The 25547-nt window shown below is 66.9% G+C and carries 17 protein-coding genes; 10 read left to right on the forward strand and 7 right to left on the reverse strand.

Features of this window, described 5'->3' with window-relative positions; all coding sequences use genetic code 11:
- Positions 1–1603, reverse strand: a 1603-nt coding sequence (locus ACFQEU_RS01985; protein ID WP_379778695.1) for a hypothetical protein, incomplete at its 3' end; no start/stop codon positions are given.
- Positions 1604–1709: 106 nt separating this feature from the next.
- Here ACFQEU_RS01985 and ACFQEU_RS01990 point away from each other — a divergent pair.
- On the forward strand, positions 1710–2705 hold the full coding sequence (locus ACFQEU_RS01990) for a phosphotransferase family protein (RefSeq protein WP_379778696.1): 996 nt from the start codon (positions 1710–1712) through the stop codon (positions 2703–2705).
- A gap of 102 nt (positions 2706–2807) precedes the next feature.
- Here ACFQEU_RS01990 and ACFQEU_RS01995 read toward each other — a convergent pair whose 3' ends face one another.
- A complete protein-coding gene (locus tag ACFQEU_RS01995) occupies positions 2808–3602 on the reverse strand; it encodes an aldo/keto reductase (protein ID WP_379778698.1) in 795 nt (264 codons plus the stop codon).
- 136 nt (positions 3603–3738) lie between these two features.
- Between ACFQEU_RS01995 and ACFQEU_RS02000 the strand changes: the two genes are divergently transcribed.
- From ACFQEU_RS02000 to ACFQEU_RS02015, 4 genes are all read left to right on the forward strand, one after another.
- Positions 3739–5247, forward strand: a complete 1509-nt coding sequence (locus ACFQEU_RS02000) for an MATE family efflux transporter (protein ID WP_379778700.1) — start codon at positions 3739–3741, stop codon at positions 5245–5247.
- Between the two features lie 248 nt (positions 5248–5495).
- The gene (locus ACFQEU_RS02005) at positions 5496–8666 is read left to right on the forward strand and encodes a tubulin-like doman-containing protein (protein WP_379778702.1); all 3171 of its coding nucleotides are present in this window, start codon (positions 5496–5498) and stop codon (positions 8664–8666) included.
- Positions 8667–8673: 7 nt separating this feature from the next.
- A complete protein-coding gene (locus tag ACFQEU_RS02010; RefSeq protein ID WP_379778704.1) occupies positions 8674–10116 on the forward strand; it encodes a hypothetical protein in 1443 nt (480 codons plus the stop codon).
- 6 nt (positions 10117–10122) lie between these two features.
- Complete coding sequence (locus ACFQEU_RS02015) at positions 10123–12105, forward strand: MSCRAMM family protein (protein ID WP_379778706.1); 1983 nt, start codon at positions 10123–10125, stop codon at positions 12103–12105.
- Between the two features lie 98 nt (positions 12106–12203).
- Here ACFQEU_RS02015 and ACFQEU_RS02020 read toward each other — a convergent pair whose 3' ends face one another.
- The 3 genes from ACFQEU_RS02020 to ACFQEU_RS02030 all read right to left on the reverse strand — a co-directional run bounded on the left by ACFQEU_RS02020 (position 12204) and on the right by ACFQEU_RS02030 (position 16289).
- Positions 12204–12878 (reverse strand): DUF6517 family protein, encoded by a 675-nt coding sequence (locus ACFQEU_RS02020; protein WP_379778708.1) that lies wholly within the window; start codon positions 12876–12878, stop codon positions 12204–12206.
- Between the two features lie 123 nt (positions 12879–13001).
- Positions 13002–15704 (reverse strand): outer membrane protein assembly factor BamB family protein, encoded by a 2703-nt coding sequence (locus ACFQEU_RS02025; RefSeq protein WP_379778710.1) that lies wholly within the window; start codon positions 15702–15704, stop codon positions 13002–13004.
- 69 nt (positions 15705–15773) lie between these two features.
- Positions 15774–16289 carry a TIGR04206 family protein gene (locus ACFQEU_RS02030; protein ID WP_379778712.1) on the reverse strand — a complete coding sequence of 172 codons (516 nt, stop codon included), beginning with the start codon at positions 16287–16289 and terminating at the stop codon, positions 15774–15776.
- Positions 16290–16371: 82 nt separating this feature from the next.
- Between ACFQEU_RS02030 and aglM the strand changes: the two genes are divergently transcribed.
- From aglM to ACFQEU_RS02045, 3 genes are all read left to right on the forward strand, one after another.
- On the forward strand, positions 16372–17685 hold the full coding sequence (gene aglM / locus ACFQEU_RS02035) for a UDP-glucose 6-dehydrogenase AglM (protein WP_379778714.1): 1314 nt from the start codon (positions 16372–16374) through the stop codon (positions 17683–17685).
- Positions 17686–17733: 48 nt separating this feature from the next.
- Positions 17734–18684 (forward strand): DUF7847 domain-containing protein, encoded by a 951-nt coding sequence (locus ACFQEU_RS02040; protein WP_379778716.1) that lies wholly within the window; start codon positions 17734–17736, stop codon positions 18682–18684.
- 73 nt (positions 18685–18757) lie between these two features.
- The gene (locus ACFQEU_RS02045) at positions 18758–19525 is read left to right on the forward strand and encodes a hypothetical protein (RefSeq protein WP_379778718.1); all 768 of its coding nucleotides are present in this window, start codon (positions 18758–18760) and stop codon (positions 19523–19525) included.
- Here ACFQEU_RS02045 and ACFQEU_RS02050 read toward each other — a convergent pair whose 3' ends face one another.
- Entirely contained in the window at positions 19526–20557 is a 1032-nt protein-coding gene (locus tag ACFQEU_RS02050; protein ID WP_379778720.1) for a glycosyltransferase, read from the reverse strand.
- On the reverse strand, positions 20554–21501 hold the full coding sequence (aglG, locus tag ACFQEU_RS02055; RefSeq protein WP_379778722.1) for a glucosyl-dolichyl phosphate glucuronosyltransferase: 948 nt from the start codon (positions 21499–21501) through the stop codon (positions 20554–20556). The genes ACFQEU_RS02050 and aglG overlap by 4 nt, the downstream gene beginning before the upstream one ends.
- Before the next feature lie 123 nt (positions 21502–21624).
- Here aglG and ACFQEU_RS02060 point away from each other — a divergent pair, with 123 nt between their 5' ends.
- Together ACFQEU_RS02060 and ACFQEU_RS02065 are read left to right on the forward strand one after the other, a co-directional pair.
- Positions 21625–24780 (forward strand): oligosaccharyl transferase, archaeosortase A system-associated, encoded by a 3156-nt coding sequence (locus tag ACFQEU_RS02060; protein ID WP_379778725.1) that lies wholly within the window; start codon positions 21625–21627, stop codon positions 24778–24780.
- Between the two features lie 9 nt (positions 24781–24789).
- A partial coding sequence (locus ACFQEU_RS02065; protein ID WP_379778728.1) for a DUF368 domain-containing protein occupies positions 24790–25547 on the forward strand: 758 nt, incomplete at its 3' end.

Here is a 25547-nt window from a genome sequence, read left to right on the forward strand (position 1 = left end):
CGACCGCACCGCTCTCGACCGCGCTCGCTGCGGGCGTGACGGTCATCGAGCCCTCACAGACCGCTGCAATCGGTCCCCACTCGGCGTCGCCGAAGTCGACGACGCCGCCCGGGCAGGCGACCCGATCCTCGTCGGTCGGCAGGGCGCAGTACAGCAGGTCCACGTCGGGATCGGCGACAATCGCGGCGAGGTCCTCGGCGGTCGGCCGATGGTGTATCTCCACCGACCCTACCCCGTCAGGCAGCGCCGGGCCCGACATGGCTCGACGTATCGCCGCCGCCCGCTCGGCGGCGTCGACGACGAACGCCACGTGAACCTCTCCCTCGGCCGGACGCGGCCGCGACAGGTAGTTCTCGTAGCTGGCACGGCTCAGCACCGCGGTGCCGGCCGGGAGGGGTTCCGCGTCCGGGCTCGGGACCTCGTCGACGTGGAGGTACGGCGACGTCGCGAGCGCAAGCGGCCGGAACCGGCTCTGTCCGGCCGGTGAAGACTCGCTCCCTTGTGTTTCATCGAACGCCGATCCGCGGACCCGGATCGGCGCGAGGACGTGTGCGAGGTGGCCCAGCAGCTCCATACCGGCGGGGCCGGGACGAAGGACCGCTTCCGTGGGCCACGCCGGGAGGTACGGCTTGATCGTCGATACGTCCACTTCGAGGTACTCCATCAGGCGCTCGCTCATCGAGTACTCCGCGAGCGTCGGCGGGTAGAAGGGGAGCTCCGGCCCCACCGCCTCGTACTCGTATCGATCGGACGGGACGTACCCTTCCGTGCGGGCGAGCGAGTCGAGGAACAGCGTGACACGGAGCAGCTCCGAGACGCGGTCCTCGAGCGCCGGCCCGTCCGCGGGAAGTCGCTCGACGTACCCCGTATCGAGCCGTATCTCCGGGCCCCCCGGGACGACGTCTGCCCCGAGGTAGTACGCGAGCGGCGCGACGCGATACACGTCGGCGAACGTGGCCGGAACCGCGATCTCGATCCCCGTGTCGGGAGTCGGGAGCCGAGATGGTACGTCGAGCGTCTCGCCCCGTTCGATCCGAGGGGGATACCCCCGGAGCGTTGGCCAGGACCGCTCGGGCGACCACTCGGCTATCGACGACCCCAGCATCGAGACGGCAGTCATCAGCGCCTCGGGGTCGTCAGGGACGGTGATCGTCGCCTCGGGGCGGGTGTGCAGCGACCGCCCGCCGACCGTCACCGTGGTCGGTTCGTCGAACCGGAGTTCGACCGGGCCGTCGCCGACCATCCCGGTCACGTCGACGGCGACGTCCTCGACGCGCACGAGCGCCTTCGTCACGCCAGTGACGTCGAAACAGTACGAGCCGCGTTGGAGAGTGCAGTCTTCGACGAGGGAGCTGACGAACTCCCCGGCTGCGTCCCGGGCTGAGACGGACGAGTACATCGGGATCGACACAGATTCGGCCTCGAAACTGACGGCCCGATCGACGGGGAGCGGGAACAGATCGATGAGCGCCGGCTGGGGGTCGGGCTCGGAGTCTAAATCGAGAACGAGCTGCTCGTTCTCGAGGGCGTCGTGGACGAGAAGCGTCTCCCCGTCGACCGTGAAGCGCACTCGCTCGTCCGCGTCGCCGTCCTGTACGGTCATCACACACGAGACTGCCGCGAGAGTGATGAGGCTGTCGGTCGTTTCTCAACCATGAGAACACCCTCCTCGCCGGAACGGTTTTGCCCGTCCATCCGCCACCGCCGGTATGGACGACCCCGTGGCGGCCGCCCTTCCGGACGCGTTCCCCGATCGAACCGTCGACGAACTCGTCGGTGTCGGTCCGTCTTGGAACGGCAGCAACGAAACCGTCGGCGTCGACTTCGCCGACGGGGGACGGGCGTACCTCAAAGTGGCTATCGAAGGCGACGGCGGTCGGATCGCCAGAGAACGCGCCGTGCTGGAACACGTCTCGTCGAGGGGAACGGTTCCGGTTCCCCCCGTGCTCGCGGCCGACCAGAACGCGTCCGTCCCGTACCTCGCGACCGCTCCCGCGCCGGGAACGGGACTGCTCGACGCGTATGAAACGGCCGACACGGACCGGGTGCGGGAGTCGTTACTCCGCGGCGTCGGCCGAGCGCTCGCGGCGCTTCACGAGGAACGATTCGGCGAGCACGGGGAGGTCATCGGTGGCGGGACGGGAGCCGGGCTCGACCTCGATCCCGACAGCTGGACCGACGTGTTGCTCGCGACGATCGAACGGACTCGCGAGATCGGCACGACCGACCGGCTCGCGACCCATTTCGATGCCGTGATCGACTGTGTCGAGTCGAACCGGGAACGCCTCGACGACGCGCCCCCGGCACTGCTCCACGGGGATGTCGCGAAACCGAACGCGTTCGTCGTCGACGAGGGGAGGAAAGCGGGGCCGGAACGGGATCTCCCTCGGATCGGGCTGCTCGACTGGGAGCTCGCACACGTCGGCGACCCCGCCCGCGACCTGGTTCGGGCGCGTGATCAGCTGTGTAACGACTTCGACAGCGAGGGCCCTCCGCGGTTCGGCGAGGCGGTGTACGACGGGTACCGGGAGCGAAGCGGAGGACTCCCCGACGGGTTCACCGAGCGCGAGCCCGTGTACCGCGTGGTCCGCGTACTCGGACGATCTGGATTTCTGGACCAGTGGGCGACGTACCTCGACACGCCGATAGGCGAGTTGGAAGAGCGGATCGACGCGGAGCTGGAAGAGCGGATCGCGGCGGTGTAGGTGGGCCAGACCGGATCGAGCTGCGGGCGGGTAGGTCGTCTCGGCGGCGGTGGTAGCGGGGGAGCGACTGCCTTGTACCCGCGTCGATTCCCGATGGGACCGTCAGTTCCAGGCGGCGTCGTCCGGGTCGATCAGGCGGTCGCCGGCCGCGAGTTCGTCGATCGCCTCGAGGTCGGCCGGCGGGAGATCGATGTCGAGCGCCGCCAGGTTCTCCGTTACGTGGTCCCTGGTCGATTTCGGGATCGGAACGACGCCGCGTTCGAGCGCCCAAGCGAGCGCGACGACCGCCGGCGAGCTCCCGTTGCGTTCGGCGACGTCAGCGAGGACCTCGTCGTCGAGTAGCTCCCCCCGTCCGAGGGGGGAGTAGCCGACGAGGTGGTGGTCGAACTCCTCGGCCAGCGCCCGGAGCTCTGGCTGTTGGAACCGTGGATGACACTCTACCTGATGGGCCGCGATCGGGGCGTCGAGGATCTCGTCCGCTTCTCGTACCAGCTCGGGCGTGAAGTTCGATATCCCGATGTGGTCGGTCACGCCGGCGTCGCGAAGCGCGTCGAAGGCCGATAGGGTCGATTCGGCGTCGTACGTCCGGATCGGCCAGTGAACGTACAAGAGGTCGACCCGGTCGAGTCCGAGCCGATCGAGGCTCTCGGTGGCCGTCTCGTGTACGTCGTCGGGCGCGAGATTCTCAGGATGGACCTTCGTGGCGACGACCACGTCTTCGCGGTCGATATCGGCCGCGGCGATCCCCCTCCCGACGGCGGCTTCGTTGTCGTACATCTGTGCGGTGTCGACGTGACGATACCCCGCCTCGAGGGCGGTGGTGACCGTCCGAGCACACTCATCCGGATCGTCGAGTCCGGAGGTGCCGAGTCCGAGCCCGATCTCTAGGGGTGGCATGTGAACGCGTTCCGTCCGTGGCCTCAAAAGGGCACGCGAGCCGGAAAACGCGGTGGGACGTCGAGACTTCGATCCGGAAACGCCCGCCGCGTGACGAAACGCCTTTATCAAGCGGCGGAAAGGGTCCGTACTTCCAGTGGTCTCCGTTCCGAACCCGTTCCGGATCGTCATCCTCTATATCGGCTTCGCCCTCGCACGGCTCGGGCTGATCGACCGCCACCGCGTGGTCCGGACGACGGACCTGGCGTGGCCGCGGATAGTCACCGGGATCGCTCGGATGTCGAAAAGCGCCGTCGACGTGGCGATGGTCGGGGTCGCCGTCGGCACCAGCGCGGTCGCGGGTGTCGGGTTCGCCGGGCCCTTCTGGGGGCTCGCGTTCGCCATCGGCGGCGGCGTCGCTGGCGGGACAATCGCGCTCGTCTCACAGCGATACGGCGCGGAGGCGTTCGCCGAGCTCGGCGACGCGGTACGAGCCAGCACGCTACTCGTCATCGTCATCTCGTTGCCGGTGAGCGCGGTGTTCTGGACGTACCCGCACGAGCTCATCTCGCTCATCAGTAGCAACGAACGGGCCATCGATCTCGGGGCGGACTACCTTCGGATCGTCGGGCTCGGCGTTCCCTTCGCCGGGCTCAACCTCGTCGGCAGCCGGGTGCTCGTCGGCTGTGACGACGCCTACACCGCGATGCAGGTACGGGCGGGCGGGGCGGTAGCCAACATCTTCCTGAGTGCCGCGTTCATCTTCGGGATGGACATGGGCGTCGAGGGGGCCGCGTGGGGGACGGTCCTCGCAAACGTCGGCGTCACCGCCGGGTTCGCGGTCGGCCTCGCCCGTGGGAGCCTGTTCGGGTTGGGCGCGTTCCCGGTCGCGATCGACCCGTTCGGCTCGTACCTCAACCCCGGAATGCTCCGAGACCTCGTGAAGATCGGCCTCCCGGTCGGCGCGCGCAACCTCGTGTGGACCGTCGCGGAGTTTCCCATGCTCTCCATCCTCGACATCTTCGGGGAGAACACGGTGGCGGCGTTCGTCATCGCGCGCCGGATCTGGGGGATCATGAACACGCCCGGGTGGGGGTTCGGGCTCGCGTCGTCGAGCCTGGTCGGCCAGGAGCTCGGCGTCAACGACCCCGACGAAGCGGAGGCGTACGCGCGTGACATCATCCGGTTCTCGGTCGGGACGTATCTCGTGAGCGCGGCCCTCATCGCCGTGTTCGCGAGCGACATCGTCGTGCTGTTCGCTGACAGTCCCGATAGTCCCGAAGTTCCGATCGCCGTGAACCTGGTGTACGCCGCCTGCGCTGCGGTCGTCTTCCAGGGGATATCGGGTGGGGCGGCCGGGCCACTCGACGCGGCCGGCGACACGAAAGTGCCGTTCGCGAGCCAGTTCGTCGGCATGTTCCTCGTGTCGATCCCGCTCGCGTACGTCGGCGCGGCCGACGCGACGCCGGCGATAGCGGTTCCGTTCGTCGACCTCACGATCCCGGAGGTCGCACTCCCGGCGATCGGGCTGTGGGGATTGTACCTCGCGTTCGTCGCCGAGACGACGATCCCGGCGACGATCAACTACCTCCGGTTCCGGTCGGGGAAGTGGAAGGCGATCAGCGAGGCGTACCGTCCCGACGCTGCGACCGCGGACGACGATTGAGTTCGGCTTCGGAACCCAGGACGGGCGCGACCGAACCGCGGCTCCGGCAGGTCCGGGAGGCCCGATCGATCCGATCCCGTCCCGATCCCTCGTGGTACGTGATCAGACGTTCTCGTGGATCCTCGGGGTACCGGATCCGTATTCTCCGGAGACCCTACGTATCAGACCAGTCAAACAATCGTCCTGTCAACTACTTTGTCCTTCATCGAATACTTTATGAATAGTTGTAAGGATCACTAGTTGTCCGCATGAATCTCCCAAGCAGGATATTTGCAGTAGGGGGTGCTGGGAAGGCTATTACATACGAGTTGCTGAAAGCCGATTGGGTCCAGGAGGCCGTCCTGCGCCCGCGCCCGAACCCCGAGTCGTTGACAGTTACCGTTATCGACACCGCAGAGGAGGAGGAGAACCGTGACCTCGAACGGATCCAGGAGATCGAACGCCAGATCCAAGAGACGAAAGACCGGCTGCGTGACCAACACACCGGCCGGCCCGGCGAGATAACCATCGAATACCTCCCGCTTACGCGAAACATCCAGCTGCACGACCAGAACGACCTCATCGGTCAGGCGGCGGTGCCGCGGATCGCGGCCGGTGTCGGGATGGACGAGGAGAACTGGTGGCTCCAACCGGAGTTCATCAACGAGAACCTCGATTTCGCGACCGGCGTCGTCCGGAAGCGCGGCCTCGGGAAGGGACTCTACTACAAGGCGTACGCCGAGGACGACGACGTCCGAACGGCGATCGACCTCCCCGGCCGCGGAAAGGTCGCCGTCATCGCTGGGCTCGGTGGCGGCTCCGGGTCGGGCATCTTTATCGACCTCGTCCGACACCTGAAACGCACCCAGCGGACGGCGGAGATCACGCTGTTCGGCGTCCTCCCGAACGACGACGAGGGGGAGGCCGAAACCGCGAACGCACACGCCGCGCTCTCGGAGCTCGAACACCTCAGCCTGCAGGGCGAGGACCTGTTCAAAGACCGGATCCTGATCCCGATCGACCCCACCGGGTTCGGCGGGAAGAAGGCGAACATCCTACAGAGCTCCGACGCCCTGATCGAGTTCGACCGGGCGGCGATCTACCTGATCGCCACGTACTACAACATGATGGACATGGAGGACCCGTTCGCGGACACGCCGTCCTACGCCCCGTTCATCATCGGTATTCCACAGGTGCTCCGATATAACGTCGACGCGATCCAGGATGCCAAGTCGGTCACGAAGGACATCCTCAACGCGAAACAGGACGCGCTCGAAGCGGAGGCCGACATCTACGCCGGCGTGGACCGGTTCCTCTCCCGGGAATGGAGCCCCGATGGAATGAACGGCGAGCTCCACGACTCCGACCGGACCGACCTCGAAACCCGGCTCAACAACGTCAAATCGCTCCTCGATCTCGACCTGTTCACGGAGCTGGACTACGAGTCCGTCTCCATCTACCGAGAGATCGTCTCGGAGGCCGAAGCCGAGGCCGACGACATCGTCGAACGGATCGAGGTGATCGGTGGGTCGATCCGAGCGGGAACCGCCGAGGTGAGCACGGACGGCGAGCAGTTCGTCGACAGCATCGACAAACAGCTCGGCGACGTCATCCGCGACGAGCTGAGCCGACTCGCCCACCGGAAGGACCTCCTCGTCCGGCTCCGCGCCGTCGACGACAATCGAGTGGAGAGCACCATCAGCTACCTCCTCGCGCTGGAGGACGAGGCGATAAACGCCGGGGTCCGACTCAACCAGTTGGAGGCGAAGCTCGACGAGGCGACCGACCGTCGTGACCGGCTCCAGTCCGATCTCGAGGACGCCGAGGCGGAGCTCGAAGAGCAGCGTCGCGCACAGCAGGACGAGGTCGACCGACGGGTCGACGACTGGGAGCGGGCCGTCAGAACGCTGTACGACGAGTACGACGACTGTCGCTCCATCGATGTCGACAACATGGTCGACAGCCTGGAGATGGCCCTCGAAACGTTCGCCAGAGAAGTCGAGAACGCCGAGACGGAAGACCAGCTCGAAGCGATCGACGACAGCGGCGTTCGCGGCGCGCTCTCCACGCTCTCAGAGGAGTTCGATCGGGTCGGGATCAACATCAACGACGTGGAGCGCCGGATCAACGCGTCGCTGGCCGATCTGACCGACGCGAAGAAGTCCTTCCTCCGGATGAACGAGGAGGAGGGAACGCTCGAGTCCATCCTCCCGTGGGACACCTCCGACGAGGAGGAGCGCAAGCAGGCGCAGAAGAACTACCGGATGAAGCGGAACCAACTCGACGACAACGAGGTGTTCGCCATCTCCCGTGCGGGGAGCTCGCTGTCGGTCGAACCGGAGTTCTCCGCTGCAAACCTCGCCCGCACGATCGAGGACGAAGCGGAGGACCGTCGCCGCGATATCCTCGCGGAAACCCGTGCGGAGCTCGACGAGGAGCATTCCCGCGATATCGACGAGCTCGGACGGGAGCTCGAGTCCGGGGCGAGCTTCACCGACCTCGCACGGGCGTTCGAGGAGATGGTGAAAGACGAGGCAGTCGAGACCGATGACATCGAGCGTCGTCGCGACGACCTGGAGGCGGATTTAGAAGAGGCGGAACACAAAGCCGAGCTGTACTCGGGGACGGTCGACCTCTTCGAGGAGCTCAACGGTCCGCGGGACATGTTCATCAGCTCGCAGGACACGTACCGGGACCTGCGGGAGAACTACAACGAGAGCCGCGAGACTACCGTGTCGACCGAGAGCGAGGACTACCACTACGTCAAGACGGTCAAGCCACACGACATCCTCCAGCTCCGTGACGACGCGGACATCGCGGGGAGCAAGCTGTTCGACGACGAGACCGAGCGGCAGCGGCTTCGCGGCTCCTTAGAAGAGCTCGCGAAGAACGCGCACAATCCCAAGTACACCGGCATCCGGAAGCGTCGTATCAGCGGCGACCGCGCCCGGTACAACGATATGAACATCGTCGTCGGCGTGATGAGCCGTGCGATCAACCAGATCGGCGACGTCGCCGACCTCAAACCCGTCTTCCAAGGGGCGTACAATCTCGGGGCGGGCAGCGAGAACTACGCGTCGTTCCCGGTCGAAGCCGGCGGCAGCTGGGATATCGGCCTCGGGATCTTCATCGACGGGATCTTCCTGGACAACCTCCGCGCCGAGGTGGAGGCCGACGGCTACCACACCGGGTATCAGGCACGGGAGGCGGCGGACGACACGGATATCCTCGTTCACCACACCTACGGCCTCGACGAGGGGCACTACGTCCGACGGAACGAGATCCTGAATCTCGAGAACCCGCGAGACATCGAGTTCTTCCTCCGGGACGAAGGTGAGATCCGCGAGGACTTGCTCGAGGAGTACAGCGAAGTGGTCCACTTCACCGACGACTCAACGGACGCTGAGGCGGCCGAGAGCGTCCCCGACGAGGAGGAGTGATCGAGGAATGACGGCAATCGGAGAATTCCTCGAAGAAAACGGCGAGAAAGTGTTTCTCGTCGTCTACTTCGCAGTGATGGTCGCTGTCGCGGGGCCCCTGTTCCTCGCGCTCGGCGAGGCGTGGCAGCAGTCGGATATCTTCGCGCCGCTGATACGCTCGCTCGATCCGCTGTTGTCGGTGGATCTCGAGCAGTTCTCCTCGTTGATGTTCGGGATCTATCTCGGGCTGCTCGCGCTCGTGGCGATCGACCCGAAAAAGCGTGTGCAGGGGCTGCTGCTCACGTTCGGTACGGCTTCCGCGCTCATCGGGTTGCTCTCTATCGGCCTGTTTATTCCGAATATCGACTTCGCAGATAACGTCGTCTGGCTGCTCGGCGGGTTCGTCTTCGGCGGGATCGTCGGCGGCGGGTCCCAGCTGTTGGAGACGCGAACGGCGACGGCGCTGGAGTTCCGTCGCTCCGCGACGCTGTTGTTCTACCTCATCAGCGCGATCGTCGTCGTCGGACTGGTCGAGTACCACGTCAACTTCCCGCAGTTCATCGAGGTGGCCGGCGATGAGGTACAGCTCCTCGTTCCGAACCCCGAGGTGAGCGTCGAATGGGACGGGATCGGCATGAACCTCCTCATGGCCGGCGTGTTCGTCGTGACGCTACGCCGGTTCGTGACGTACGACTCCTCCGAGAGTTTCTTCATACTGGGACCGCAGGGGTCCGGGAAGTCGCTGTTCCTCGTCGGCAAGTACCTCGCGGCGCTCGACGATGCGGTCGGCCGCGAGTCGGACACGCCGTTGAACCCGAGCAGCGACCTGATGGAGCTCGTCGGGGCGCTAGATGCGGCCTCGAAGGACACCGGTTGGAAACTGGACGCGACGGGGCAGACCGACGTGGAAGACCTCCGGTTCCAGTTTATCGACGGCCGGGTGTTCCCGAAGAACATCGAGCTGTCGAGTCTCGACTACGCGGGCGAGTACCTCGAACGGCTACCGAGCGCCTTGATGAGCCCGGACGCGGAAGTCGACAACTCGACACTGAGGCTACTCTCACAGCGGGTCCAAGCGGCGAACACGCTCGTGTTGATCATCGACGTCGAGCGATACCACAACAACGAACCGCTGGAGATCGAGCCGTACTTCGACATCCTCGACGTCGCCTCGAACAAGGACGTACTGTTGGTCGCGACGAAGTGTGATATCCTCGCCGAGGAGTTCCGAGAGCAGCAGGCCCTCGAAGCCCACCAGTACTTCGACGAGTTCCAGGAGTACGTCAACGAGACGCTCGTCGAGAACAACCAGACCGTCCGGACGCTCGTACAGGACACGTCCGGGTCGAAGATCTATCCGGTGTACTACCAGACGACGACCGATGAGAACGGTGAACGCGTCCCGATGCGCGATCGCAACGGGAACGTGATGACCGTTGGATTCGACCAGCTGCTCGACAAAATGGGGTGATCAGGGATGCCATCACTACGCGTATACGACACGAAAGGGAACGAACACTCGCCGAACGGCGGTGGCGGGCGAACGAACGACACGGTGAAGGACCTCTTTTACGACGGGGTCCGCCTCGCGATCGAGACGGGTCGCGAGCGCAAGTTCACGACGTTCTTCCGGGCCCGTGAGACCCGGAACGCGCGGACCGAACAGTTCTACGCCGTGTACACTGCTCGGGACGCAACGATCCGGGAGTTCATGGACGCGCTTCGCGACCGGATCGAGTCGGAGTGGGGGTACACGATAGACGACTCCGCCGACGACATGAGCGTGTTCCGCGCGCTCGACGCCGGGCGGACATCGGTGCCGGGCGACGAACGCGACCGCTCGATCGTGGAGGAGCTGATCGGGTCCCGACAGACGGCGACGGTCGGCGTCCGTGACGCGGAACACGCGCTCGGACTCGTCTCGGAGTTCATGGGCAAGTACGACCGAGCGGCGATCGCCGACTCGCCGGAGTCGAGCGCACTCTCCGGGTTCGACCTCGTTATCGCCCCCGACGGCACGCGGGGGATCGCTCCGATCGGCGACACCGAGAGCCGGTGGGAGTCGACGAAGCAGTCGCTGCGGAGCCAACACATCGATCAGGAGATCGCGTCCATAAACGACTCCGTCCAGACGCTCTCACGCGAGTACAACCTCTCCAGCTCCGAGATCCGGAGTCGGGTGTACCAGCGCGTGCCGGCGTTGAAATCACCGAACACGGGCGGGTCGAAGGCGGATGCTCTCGCGGGTTCTAGCGGTGACGACGGCTTGCTCTCGCCCGCGGTTGGGAAGATGCTGTTCGTCGGCGCGGTCGCGTTGATCGTGTTGGTCGCGGGTGCGTGGGGGGCGGCGTCGCTCGGCCTGATCGGCGGGGACGAGCCGGAAGCCGATCTGACGACCGTCAACGGGACGGTGTACGCGGATGCAGCCGGAGAAGTGCCCGCGGAGGAAATGAGCGTGACGCTCGACCCGCTCGATGACCCGCCTGAAGGCGAAGACGCGGAAGCGCCGGGGAGACAGGAAGCGATGACCGGCGCGGACGGGACGTTCACCGTCGAGAACGTCTCGGCCGGGAACTACTCCGTGTGGGTCGACGATGCGAACGGCCTCGAGTACGACGACGAAGATATCGAAGTCACGGAGAACGAGACCGAGATCGAAGTCACTCCGGACCGCGCGCTTATCAGCGGCGAGGTCGTCGACGCGGAGTCGGGTGAGCCGATCACGACCGACGGCGATGGCGAAGTGAACGCAACCATCGAGCTCGTCGACACGAGCGACGAGAGCGTCGACGCGGCCGAGGGCGGCTCGTACGAGTTCGCGCTCGAAGGCGACGCGATCGACGGCGAGTACGAGATCCGGGCTGACGCCGAGGGGTACGAGCCGGCGAATCTAACCGTCGATCGGTTCGGCGAGCAGGACGCGATCGAACTCGATCCCGTGACGATGTCGCTGTCCGGACAGGTGACGAACAGCTCGGACGGGGAGCCGATCGAGAACGCGAACGTCACCCTCAGCACCGATGCCGGACAGGAGTTCAACGCAACGACCGATGCTGATGGGAACTACGAAACCGAGGCGGAGATCCCGATCGGCGAACACGACGTCGAAGTCGAAGCCGACGGCTACGTTACCGTGACCGAAACGGTCGAGTTCGAGACCGACGACGTGACGCAGGACTTCGAACTCGTTGCGGAGGCGTCAGTTCAAGGGACACTCCGGGAAGAAGGCGACGAGGAAATAACGATAAACGACGCGAGAGTGACAACCAGTCAACAAGACGAAGAAGTCGACCAGATACGGTCGGATGGCGACGGGCAGTATGCGTTTGACTCGCTTCCGCCGGGGGAGTACACGATCCTCGTCGACGATCGGAACGGGTACGCTGACAAGGATGTCACAATAGTGCTGGAAGCAGGTGAGACATTGAGTCGCGATATCGAACTAGAATTCATCGGTTAGACTAGTTGAAATAATAGATATTTACCGATCTGGTTTTCACCGCAGATTATAATTACTACCCCGAATCAGAGGTTATCCGAAACGTCTCACTGAGTGGCCTACTCCACCGACTCGAACATCCGCTCGATCCGTTCGCGCTCGCCGTCGACGCCGGCGGGATACGCGCCGGCCAAGAGGATCACGTCGTCGCCGCGTTCGACGATCGAGAGGTGGAGATACCCCTCCTCCTCGGTGCCGTCATCCAGAACGACGGTGACTCGGTAGACGCTCACCGCCGTCTCCTCGCCGAACACGTCCTGTTCGATCTCCTCGTCGAGAACGGGGTCCTCGACGGTTCCGCTGAACTCCGCGCTGATCTCGCTTCGGGCCTCGTCTATCAGCTCGTCCTCGTCCATGTTGGCGAGGGGACTGAGCTGCTGGCCGGCCGCGGTGACACCCGGTGTGCTCACTACGGCGAACACCGACTCTTCCTGGCCGGTCAGTTCGGAACGGACCTCCCGGAGGTACGCACGGACCTCCGTCTCCGCGGTGAACTCCCGGCGCTGCCCGAACTCCTCGAACTCCTCCTCGATGACGACGGTCTCGTTTCTGACCTCTTCGAACCCCTCCTCCTCGGCGGTCCGTCGGTCCGGTTCCACCGGTTCGGCGGAGCGTTCGATCTCCTCCTCGGTCGCGATCTCTATCGCGTCCGCACAACCGCTGATGGCGACCGTCGCCGCTGCGGCTCCCGCAGCGAGGAACCGACGACGTGTGTTCGTCCTGTCCGTGTCCATACGAGATCGATACCGGTCATATGATATATCAGTTTTCCATTGATTCGTGTCCGCTGTCGGTGTAACGGTGCCGGCTCGATCGACAGAGGCCTGCCGACCGGTTTCTCGACCGTCCACCGCGGCTCAGTCGAAGACTGCCAGCCGGAGCGCCCGAGCGAATCCGCCGACTGAGCCGTGTCGCTCGTCCGGATCCGGATCCAGCGCCCGGAGGATCGGACGGTCGATCGCGGCGGGAACGTCGGCGACGTCACTCGGTTCCGGCGGGCGGTCGTCCGTCGGTGGCTCGCCGGTCGCCGCGTGGTACGCGATCGCCCCAAGCGCGTACGTGTCGGGTTTTCCCCGCCAAAGGGGGTCGTTCGAGCCGGGAAGCTGCTCGGGGGCGGTGTACGGCGACGGGTCGCGGGTCCCCCGGTCCGCGTATGCCGGGATAGCCGACAGGCCCCAGTCGTCGACGACCCCTGAGGGGTCGCTACCGGCGTTCAGCACTCGGACGTGCGACGGGGAGAGGTAGTAGTGCCGGACGGTGTAGCGGCTCGCCTGCGACAGTGCCTCCGCGGCGTCGACCACGGGAGCGAGACGGTCGACGATCGGATCCGGAGGATCCGCGAGGTGCTCCGCGAGCGTCGGAACGCGGTGTGCCGGATCCGTGAGAATCCACGGGACCGGGTCGCTCCCGGTATCGTATACGGTAACGGTCCCGTCGTAGTGGCTGACGCTTCCCCAATCGGTGGCGACCGTCCCGAACCGCTCCCCCGTCTCGTCGTCCCCGTCGGGCAACGCGATGATCCGCCCGTCGTCCCCGCCAGCACGTCCGCTCTCCTCCGCGATCAGGTCGTCCGTAACCGCGTAGACGGCGAGTGGACCGTCCGTCTCGACGGGATTCGCATCGGTCACCGACCCGATGGCCGATACGAACGCTGCGCCCGTGGGGTAGCTCTCGGTCGGGAGGTCGGAGGTGTCGACCGACGATACGGAGCCCGCAGAACCGTCCGATCCCTCCGTTTGGGGACTCTCGTCCGGAGCCGTCGGTGTCGCGGCCGACACCCCGTCTCCGCCTGTCTCCGGCGTTGCGTCCGGTTTCGACGCGGATCCGCGTTCAGGTACTGATCCAGGCTCGGACGCCGACCCACGATCGGACGTGCCTCCGTTCACACCACTCCCCGTCTCGGTTCGACCGGCGTCGTTCGTTCCGGACTCGTCGGTGTCATCGCTCCGGTCCGGCTCCGTCGGTTCTGCCGGCTCCGGCGACTGTGACGACTGCGGCGACTGTGACGGACTGTCACCCACCGTGGGGGTATCGACGTCGGGGCGTGAGGGAGTGGTTTCGACGCCGTCGGACCCCCCGAAGAAGCGGTACGCGGCGAGGGCGGCAACGCCGACCCCACCCGCCGCTCCTACGAGTTCGAGCGTTCCGATCCCTAAGCCGGCACCGGGTGCGGGTGCGGTAGTTCCGGTGACCGAACCGTCCTCGCCGTCGTCGTCCACGGTTCCCGTGTCGCCGCCCACGTCACTCGGATCGCTACCACCGTCATCGTCGTCGACGCGTTCCGTGTCGCCGTCTTCGCTTCCTGTATCGCCGGAGCCGCCGGTCGAACCGTTCGACCCACCTCCGAACGGCACGCCCGCCCAGACGTGGTGGTGGCCGAGCGTGCCGAGTTCGGCGCGTGAACCGACGCCGTGCCCGTCACCGGCGATATCGACGACCGTCGGCGACGAGAACACGTCGTCGTCCGGCTCGTCGAACCGCCAGCGGGGCTCGCCGGTCGTGATATCCACCGCGTGCACCGCTTGGTCGGTAGAGCCGACATAGAGCGTGTCGTCGAACACCGTCGGCGACGAGTTCACCTGATCGCCGAGCGGTGTCGGGTCCCCGACGGCGTCCCCGGTTTCCGAGTCGATCGCGTGCACCTGCCCGTCGACCGAACCGACGTAAACGGTACCGCCGACGACCGTCGGTGATGAAACGACGCCGGCGGGGCCGTCCGCCGTCCATCGCCGTTCACCGGTGTCGGCGTCGAGCGCGTGGAGTCCGGTCCCGAATCCGGCAGTTCCGACGTACACCGTTCCGCCGACCACCGCCGCGGACGAAAAGACGATGTCGCCGAGATCGGTGTCCCACGCCACCGACCCCGATTCGGTGTCGATCGCGTAGACCCGCTCGTCGAACGAGCCGACGTAGAGAGTGCCGTCGACGACGGTCGGCGATGCGATGACCGGGCCCTCGACGACCCGTTCCCAGCGGACCGTCCCATCGACCGGATCGAGCGCGAACACCTCCCCGGCCTCGGAGCCGACGTAAACGCCATCGGCGGTAACCGCCGGCGCGCTGTCGGTGGTCCCGGTGGCACCGTCGAACCGCCAGCGCCGGTCGCCGGTCGTCCGATCGATCGCGAGGAGGTCGCCGGAGCCACTACCGACGTAAAGCGTATCGTCGATCACCGTCGGAGAGGAGACGATCGGTCCCGCTTCCGGGTTGGCCGTCCACGTGATCGTCCCGTCAGCGGCATCGATCGCGTACAGTTGCCCGTCGGCCGATCCGACGTAGACGGTCCCGTCCACCGCAGTCGGGGACGAAGAGACGGCGTCGTCCGGCTCTGTGATCGTCCAGACGGCCTCGCCTCGCTCCGCGTCGATCCCGTAGATCGACCCGTCCTCCGCGCCGACACAGACGAGTCGGTTCCGATCGTGGTCGTCGTCGTGGTCCCCCTCGGCCGTCGCGACGCCGATCGCTCGCGGCCGACCGGCCGCCACCCCCACGGCCGAGAGGGCACCCGCCGTACCGTACAGGACAGAGCGCCGTGGCACGCGGGGGTCCTGATCCGACATGCCCGCCGATAGTCAGACGAAAGACATGAGTGTTTCTCAAGCGGTCGATCATGCGCGGCGGCGGGAGCGCTACGAGGGGTCACGAGGGAGCATACCCGCCAAGTCCCGGCGGTACGCGACGGCGACGAGAGCGACCGTCGCTATCGTCGCGAGCGGAACGACGAGCCGTGGCCCCTCGATCCCGCCGAACCGGCCCGCGACACCTGCCGCCACCCACGCCGTCGCGATCGCACTCAGAACGAGTGACCCGCCGGTCACGCGGCGGTCTTCGCGATCGAGGAGAGCCCCGGACACGGCGCTCGTCGCTGCGACGAGGTGGAACCCGGTCGCGAGCGGCCAGACCTGGATGGAGGCGGGGAGGCTCCCGAACGGTCGCGGCTGGTCGGCGAAATACGTCCAGAGCGGGTATAACCGGACGCCCGCGGGACCGAGCTCGGAGCCCGTGTTGACGAGTCCCCAGAGGCTCACAAACGTGATATCGCCGCTCCCGGATGGAAGAACCGTGATCGGGACCGCGAGCAGCGCCACGGCGGCGAGCAGCTCGCTGGGTGTGCTCGTTTCTTCCTCCGTGTCGTCACCGGACATATCACCGACTGTGTGCCGGGAGACCGTAATCCCACGGAAACGACGCGGAACGCTCTTGCGTCCGGAGCGTCCTCCCTGAGGTATGGATGTAACCGTCGTCGGGAGCGGGTACGTCGGGACGACGCTCGCGGCGTGTCTCGCGGACGTCGACCACGACGTGACTGCGATCGACATCGACCCGGAGGTAGTGGCGGCGTTGAACGAGGGGCGAGCGACGATCCACGAGCCGGGGTTGGACGACCTCCTGTCGCGACACGCCGGCGACCGCCTCCACGCGACGACGTCGTACGACCCGGTTCCGGAGTCCGATGTCACGTTCCTCGCGGTCGGCACGCCGTCGAACGACGACGGGAGTATCGACCTCGCCGGGCTCTCCGCGGCCGCGGAAACGACCGGCGAGGCGCTTGCTGGGCTGTCCGAGAACGACCGACACCTCGTCGTGATCAAGAGCACGATCACGCCGCCGGGCGTGGAGACGATCCGCGAGGCGGTCCGCCGCGGCGCGGGTCCGGCGGCCGACCGGATCGAGGTCGCGACGAACCCCGAGTTCCTTCGGGAGGGGTCGGCCGTGGATGACTTCAAGAACCCTGACAAGGTCGTCTTCGGAACGTCCTCGGAGTGGGCGGCCGAACGGCTGGAAACCCCGTACGAACCGTTACTCGCGGGTCTGGACGTCCCTATCGTCCGGACCGATCCCGAGACAGCGATGATGATCAAGTACGCGAACAACGCGACGCTCGCCGCGAAGATCTCGCTCGCGAACGACCTCGGAAACGTCTGTAAGCGGTTCGGGATCGACGCCTACGAGGTGATGGACGCGGTCGGGCTCGACGACCGGATCGGCGCGCGGTTCCTGCGTTCCGGTGTGGGGTACGGCGGGAGCTGTTTCCCGAAAGACGTCGACGCGCTCCGTGCTGCCGCCCGCGAAGCCGGTTACGAGCCGCCGTTGCTCGACGCCACGGTCGCGGTCAACGACGGGCAGCCGGACCGGATGCTCGACCTGCTCGACGACCACGTCGACGTCGCCGGCGAACGGGTGGCCGTGCTCGGACTCGCGTTCAAGCCCGGCACCGACGACATCCGGAACTCGCGAGCGATCCCCGTCATCGAAGGGTTACGGACACGCGGCGCGGACGTGGTCGCGTACGACCCCGTCGCGACCGCGAACACCCGCGAACGGCTCCCGGAGATCGAGTACGCGGACTCGGCCGCGGGGGCGCTGGATGGTGCGACCGCGGCGCTCGTGGTGACCGACTGGGACGAGTTCGCCGCTCTCGACCACGAGTTCGATGCGATGGAGGGCTCGGCGACGGGGCGCGGCGAGCCGGTCGTCGTCGACGGGCGGCGGATCGTCGAACGCCGCGAGGGGATCCGCTACGAGGGGCTCACGTGGTGATCGGTTCCGACGCTTGGGTTTATATATCGCGTTGACGATCCCACGGTCATGACGGCCCTCCAGTCCATCCGACCCGCAGCCAGCGGTATCGTCCGCAACCCGGTCCTCGTCGTGATCACGGCGCTGTTCGGGCTCTCCCAGCTGCCGAACCTGTTGGTTCAACCGACGCGTCCCGTGCTGGCGGCGGTCGTGTCGCTCGTGTCGACCGGCGTGTTGATCCTCGTCGTCCCGTTCTTCCAAGGCGGGCTCCTCGGGATGGCCAGCGAGGCGATCCGTGGGAAGACGAGCCTCTCGACGCTGATCGCCGAGGGGAAAGCGAACTACGTCCCGCTCCTACTCGCGTACTTCGTCCTGCTCGCGGTCAACGTCGTCTTCGCGTTCGTCGTGGTGTTCGCCGTCGTCATCGCCGTTATCGGGGTGTCCGTAGGTGGTGTCGGTGGAAGCGGTATCGCGGGTGGTGTCGACGTAGCAAGCGGCGTCGCGAGCGGCGGTGGCGTGACGCTGCTCGCCGTGATCGGCGTCGTTGCCGGCGGACTCGCGCTCGCGTACCTCCTCGTCACGTTCTTCGTCCAGTTCTACAGTCACGCGATCGTCCTTGACGATACGTCGCTCGTCGACGGGTTCCGTCGGAGCGTCGGCCTCGTCCGGTCGAACCTCCTCGGCGTGTTCGGGTACTCGCTCGTCCTGCTCGTCGGCGGCGTCGCGTTCGGGACGATCGGGGCGATCGGGGGGATAGTGAGCGCGGCTCGGGGGTCGGCGAGCCCGGAGCTCCCCGCGTCGCCGCTCGCGGACCTCGTCGCCGGCGTCGAGCCGACGCTCGGTATCCTGGTCGCGTTCGCGGCGGTGTACGTGCTCTCGACCGGGGTTTTCGGCGCGTTTTACGCCACGTACTCGGTGGCGTTCTACGAGTCGATACGGCCCGATTCGGTTCCCGAGGCGGCCGCGGAGGGGGCGGAGACGACCGCGGACACGACCGAGAGGACCGCGGATGCGAACTAAGAGGTAGAGCCCGTTCTTCCACGCCGCCCGCCGCCACCGCCACCCCTAATCCGCCAGCAGCCGTTCGATCGGTATGAACACGCAGGACGGCGGTCATTACGACGCGGCGGTGGACGCATTGGCGGCTCGCGAGTACGAGGCGGCCGGGAACCGATACACCCGCGGTGGGCGGCGCGTCCTCGCCGATCCGCGTCCGGAGATCGACCCGTTCGAACCCGACGAGAAGGGGTGGGTCGGACAGGGGCTCCAGCAGCTGCTCACGGCCGTGGTGGCGTATCGGGTGGCAGGGACGCCCCGCCGTGTCGCCCAGCGTGCCGTCGAAGGCATCGCGGCGAGTCGTGACCTCCAGAGCGTCCTCACCGCGCCGGGACAGGCCGCATGCCTGGCAGAGCTCGTCGCCGACTTCCGGGCCGCCGGGGGGCTCGATGGCGCAGCCGACGCGTACGACGACGCCGCGGAGCGATACCTCGCCGCCGGGGACGCGATCGAATCGCCGCAGGCGCTCGCGACGACGCCCCTGTTTGGCGCGGCAGCCGAGCCGATCAAACAGGTGGCTCGCGGGCAGGCGAACGGCGAGATCGCGATCAAGTGGGAAGACCTCCACGGGGCGGACCCCTCGCAGGCGGGCGAGTTCCTCGCACACCGTGCCCGGTACAAGAAGCAGCGGTTCGGCGGGCTCGTCGATGGGGCAGTCGCTGACGGCCACCTCGCGGCCCCGCGCGGAACGACGGAGTACGGCAACGAGACGCACCGCTGTCCGGCGTGTGGCTCGAACGACGTCAACTGGGCAGGCTCCGACGTGCTCTGTATGCGGTGTTCGACGCCGACCGAACGGGTGTGATCAGTCGTCGTCAGGCGGCGAGTCGCCGGCCCTCCCGTTCGAGCGAGAGGCCGTCACCGACCGATAGATGTCGAGGATCCGGTCCCCGATCCGGTCCCAGCTCACCTCCCTGACCGCCTCGCGACCGTTCGACCGCTCGCCGGCGTCGAGGACACGGGCGAGTCCCTCGACGAGCTCCGCCTCCGACTCGCCGACCGCCGAGGGGGCCACCCCCTCCAACCGCTCGCGGACGTCGCCGACGGCCGTCGAGACCACGGGGACGTTACACGCCATCGCCTCCTTGACCGTGTTCGGCGATCCCTCGTGGTCCGAGGTGAGGAGCACGGCGTCCGCGGCGTTCACGTAGTACGGGACCTCCTCGTGCGGGATATCGGAGATCGTGTGGAGGTCGACCGGCTCGCCGAGACGATCGGCGGCCGCCTCCACGACGCGCTCGGCGAGCGGGTAGTTCTTCCGTTCGTACGCCGGCGAGTACGGGAACAGCACCTGTTGTCGGTCGCGACCCCAGCCGACGCGCTCGCGCGCGTCCTCCCGGTCTATCGGGCGGAACCGATCGAGGTCGACGCCGCTCGGAAGGATATGGGCGTCCGGCCGTCCGAGCAGCTCGCGCATCTCCCGGCTCCGGACGGTCACGGCGTCACAGCGCCACGCACAGGCCTTCGTGACCGCGCCGTCGAAGCCGACGACGTCCGACCCCCACAGCGTCAACACCACCGGGAGCCGTCGCTGTGTCACCGCGAACGGGGCGGTCAGCCCGTAGTTCGCGTGGACGAGGTCGTACTCTCCCCGGCGGAGTTCGCGTCGGACCATCGGGAGGTACCGGAGGTACTCGCGGACTCCGCGCGTCTCGCCCATGTCCCCGTCTATCTGTTCCTGCCCGGGGACGACGAGGACGGTCGTCTCGACGCCTTTCCGTTCCAAGACGTCGATCTGCTGTCTGAAGAACACCTCCTCGGCGGTGACGAGGTGAAGGACGGAGAACATCGGGTCACTGCCGGCTCCGTCGCTCTCGCTGTCGGAGCCGTCGTTCATGTATCGGCCCCCGGATCCTCACGGAGCACGTCGCGGCGGACGAGTCCGTACAGATACCCGAACCCGACGGCGGCGGTGAACGCGAGTATCGCCACCGCCTCCTGTGCGGGCTCACTCGACCGTTCGGAGACCGTCCGTCGGGCGCGGTCCGGAAGCGCCCGGACGAACAGGTCCTTCAGGAAGGCGCTCTCGTTCCCCTGCGCGCCGGGGTACAGGAGGGCCATCACGCGCTTCGAGAACCCCTGCCAGAACGACCTGAAGAGGAGCCACCGAAATCGTCCCCGGTACTCGAACAGCGTGTGGTGGACGACGGCGTCCTCGACGTACACCACGCCCTGCCCGTACTCTTCTCGGATCCGGATCCCGACCGGTGCCTCGTGTGCCTGAACGTGCCTATCGCCCTTCCGGCCCGTGTTCACGTCGTACCCCCCCACGTCGAGGAACACGTCCCGGTCGTAGGAGACGTTGGACCCGTACCCGTTGCGGACGATCTCGCCGTCGGCCGCGAATCCGCGCTCCGTACAGCCGACGAGCCAGTAGAACTCTTCGGGAAAGAACGAGGGCTTTTCACCCACCCAGTCGGGGGCGACGTACCCCGCGACGGCGACCGCGTCGGTCCGTTCGTACGCGTCGACGTGCGTCTCGATCCAGTCGGGCTCCGCGACCCCGTCGTCGTCGATAAACGCGACGATATCGCCGGAGGCCAGCTCGGCACCTTTCGTGCGGCTGTAGGAGATCCCTCGGTTCTCCTCGTTGTCGTGGACGATCACGCCCTCCCGGCCGCCGAACTCCTCGACCGTTCGGTCGTACACCGCCGGGTTGCCGTCGATGACCAACACGACCTCTACGGGATCGTAGCGCTGTGCGAGCGCGCTTTCGACGGCCTCCGTGAAGACGTCGTATCGGTCCATCGTGTACGTACAGACGACGACGGAGACCTTCATTCGGGAACCGGTTTTTCACCCGGCCGAATAAGCGTTCTGACGAGTGGCCGCCTCCCGGTCGGGGCATCCGAATCCGGCGTGGTATAACAAGGCTTATGGAGGTTTTGGAAGTGTCATCGTGTAATGAGCCAGCGAACCGACGCCGACGCTGGAGACGGCGAGGACTCCCCCCTTGCCCTCCTCGAACGGTGGTATCACGTCCCGGCCCTCCTCGGGATACTGGTGGTCATGCTGTGGACCCGCGTCCAGTCGTACGGCAGTTTCATCGTCGACGGCGACGTGTACTTCCGCGGAAACGACCCATGGTATCACTACCGCGAGACGACGTATCTTCTGGAAAACTTCCCGAGCAGCATGGCGTTCGATCCGTGGACCGGGTTCCCCTTCGGCCGACACGTGGGGCAGTTCGGGACGCTCTGGGACTACATCACGGCCGTCTTCGTCTTCCTCGCGACGCCGATCACCGGCGGCGGCGAGGAGGGCGCGATGCGGGTGATGCTCCTCATGTCCGCGATCGTCGGGACCCTCGTCGCGATCCCGACGTACTTCATCGCGCGACGGTTCGTCGACCGGTTCGCCGCGGTCGCTGCGGTCGCCGTCCTCGCACTGCTCCCTGGGACGTTCTTCAGTTACACGCTCGTCGGGTTCAACGATCACCACGCGGGCGAGATGCTCTTCCAGACCGTCGCGGTCCTCGGGTTCCTCGTCGCGTTCGCGGTCGCGGAGCGGGAGAAACCCGTCTGGGAGCTCGTCGTCGACCGTGACTGGCCGGCGCTCAAACGACCGACCGCCTACGCGGCCGCCGCGGGCGTCGCGCTCGGGCTGTACATGTGGACGTGGCAGCCCGGCGTCCTCATGGTCGGCTTCACCGGCATCTTCCTCGCAGTGAAGATCACGAGCGACGTGTACCACGGCACGAGCCCGGATCCGATCGCCTTCGCGGGTGCGGTGTCGATGACCGTCGCCGGACTGATGCAGCTGGTCCCGCTCGACGAGTTCTCCTTCGGCGTCACCGATTACTCGCTCACGCAGGTCGTCCTTCCGCTCGGCGTCGCGCTCGGCGCGGTGTTCCTCGCGTGGCTCGCCCGGCAGTGGGAGGCGCGCGAGGAGCTCGAACTAGGGACGTATCCGCCCACGGTCGGCGGGCTGATCCTCGCGTCGGCGGCGATCGTCTGGCTCGCGATCCCCTCGCTGTGGTCGACGGTCACGAGCAACCTGTTGAACACGGTCGGGTTCAGCGCCCGCGACACCACGCGGACCATCGGCGAGGCCGCGCCGCCGCTGATGCGACAGGAGTTCGCGGACTTCGTCATCTCACAGTACGGCCTCGCCTTCCTCCTCGCGCTGGCCGCCGTCCTGTACGTCCTGCTCCGGCCGCTGATCCGGAGCGGCGAGGCGAACCACACGCTGTACGCGGTCGCCGCGTTCGCGGTCGTTGGCTCCATCTACGCGCTCCCCAGCCTCTACGACGCGATCGGCGGCCTCGTCGGCGTGAGCTGGCAGGTGGTCGGACTCGTGCTCGCCGCAGGGTTCCTCGTCGGCGCGACGTTCCTCGTCGAGTACGACACCGAGGAGCTGTACTTCGTCGTCTGGGCCGCGTTCATCGCGTCGATGGCGTTCACCCAGACCCGGTTCAATTACTACCTGGCGGTGATCGTCGCGATCGGCGCGGCGTACTTCCTCCAGCTGACGATCGACGCCCTCGACTTGGATCGCTCGCTCGACGAGCTCCGGGAGGTCGAGGGGTGGCAGGTGATGATCGCCGCCACGGTCGCGGTCGTGCTGATCGCTCCCCTCGTGTTCATGACCGGACCGGTGTGGGCCGTGGGGGCGGCGACGGGTCCGGGCGAGGTCGTCCAGTGGGACGAGAGCCTCCAGTGGATGAACGAGGAGACGCCCCACCCGGGCGAGCTCGAAGGTGCGGACGAACCGATGGAGCTGTACGGCACCTACGAGCGCCCCGCTGACGACGACTTCGACTATCCCGAGGGCGCGTACGGCGTCCAGTCGTGGTGGGACTACGGCCACTGGATCACCACCCGCGCGGAGCGGATACCGAACGCTAACCCGTTCCAACAGAACGCGGGCGAAGCCGCAAACTACCTGCTCGCGCCGGACGAGGAGCAGGCGGCGGAGGTGCTCGCTCGCCAGAGCGACGAGGGCGAGCGCACGCGGTACGTGATGGTCGACTGGGAGATGGTGACGCCGGGCGAGAAGTTCGGGGCCCCCGTCACGTTCTACGACGACGCCGCGCTCGAACAGGACGACGTCAACTGGCTGCTGTGGGAGCCCGTCGAGGGCGGCGCACAGCCGACGACCCAGATCAACACGCAGCGCTACTACGAGAGCCAGATGGTCCGGCTCTACGAGTACCACGGGAGCGCGGCAGACCCCGAACCCGTCGTCGTCAGCTGGGACGAACAGCAGTTCCAGGACGGTACGGGCGGTACCGTCGATCTCCGGACGTTCCCCGCGGACCCGGATCAGGAGCCGATCATGCAGTTCGATAGCCTCGAAGAGGCAGAGGCGTTCGCCGAGGACCAGGGCGAGACCGCCCAGCTCGGCGGCGTCGGCGCGAACCCGACCGAGCGCGTGGAGGCGCTCGAGAACTACCGGCTCGTCCACGCGACCGAGCCGACCGCCTTCCAGTCGCAGAGCTACCTCCAGCGGCTGATCCAGCAGCAGCAGGTCACCGGGCTGGGCGCGGACGAGCTGCGCCGGACCGAAGCCAACTGGGTCAAGACGTTCGAGCGCGTCCCCGGCGCGGCCGTCAACGGGTCCGGTGCCGAACCCGGCGAGGAGGTCGAAGCGACCGTCGAGATGTCGATGCCAGCGTCGAACGAGACGTTCGAGTACACGCAGTACGCGGAGGCGGACGCGAACGGCGAGTTCGAGCTCCACCTCCCCTACTCGACGACAGGGTACGAGGAGTTCGGCCCCGATGAGGGGTACACGAACACGAGCGTCCAAGCGACCGGGCCATACGAGCTGACGACCGAGCCCGTCACCGACGACGACCTCTACACGACCCAGCAAGTGGGCGAGCTCGACGTCACCGAGGGCCAAGTCGTCGGCGTCGACGACGAGACACTGACCGTCGAGCTCGACGAGGAGATCCTCGACTGTCCGGCGGGCGACCCCGAGTGCCCGATCGATGACGAGAACGGCGAAGAAGACGAGGCGGAAGGCACGAACGACGACGATAGCGCAACGATCGCGGGCCCGGACGTGTCCGCCGACGGCGACGTGCCCGCCGCCGCGAGCACGGTCGAGGCCTGAGCGATCGCGATGGCCGACGCCCGGGAGTGGCTGGCGCTGTACCTGAAGGGGCTGGCGATGGGGGCCGCCGACGCGGTTCCCGGCGTCTCGGGCGGCACGATCGCGCTCATCGTCGGGATCTACGAGCGGCTGATCACGGCGGTGACCGCGATCGATCCGGCGCGGATCCGCCGGATATGCTCCGGGGTCGTCCGGGGGAACCGACCCGACGCGCTCGCGGCGTTCCGGGAGGCCGACGGCGGGTTCCTCGTCGTGCTCCTCACGGGGATCCTCTCCGCGGTCGTCGCGGTGTTGCGTCTCGTTGAGGTCCTCCTCGTCTCGGTGCCCGTCGGGACCTACGGGTTCTTTTTCGGGCTCATCGGTGCCTCGGCGGTCGTCCTGTTCGGTGCGGTCGACGTGGGGACGCCGGGGCGGAAGGCGGCCGCGCTAACGGGGTTCCTCGTCGCCTTTCTCACCTCCGGCTACGCCGCGACCGCGCTCGGACACGCGCTCCCCGTGGTGTTCCTCTCGGGCGCGGTGGCGGTCAGCGCGATGGTGCTTCCGGGCGTGTCCGGCTCGCTGTTTCTGGTGATCCTCGGGCAGTACGAGTACATGACACGGTCACTGTCGGCGTTTCTCGACGGGGCCGCCGGCGTGCTGCTCGGAAACGGCGGCGACGAGCTCGTGACGGCGGCCCCGCCGGTCGTCACGTTCCTCGCCGGCGGCGTCGTGGGGGTGCTCACCGTCGCACACGCGGTCAGGTACGCGCTGAAACGGGCGCGGGCGGC

Origin of the sequence: Halorubrum tibetense (assembly GCF_042661865.1) — an archaeon.
Lineage (GTDB): Archaea > Halobacteriota > Halobacteria > Halobacteriales > Haloferacaceae > Halorubrum > Halorubrum tibetense.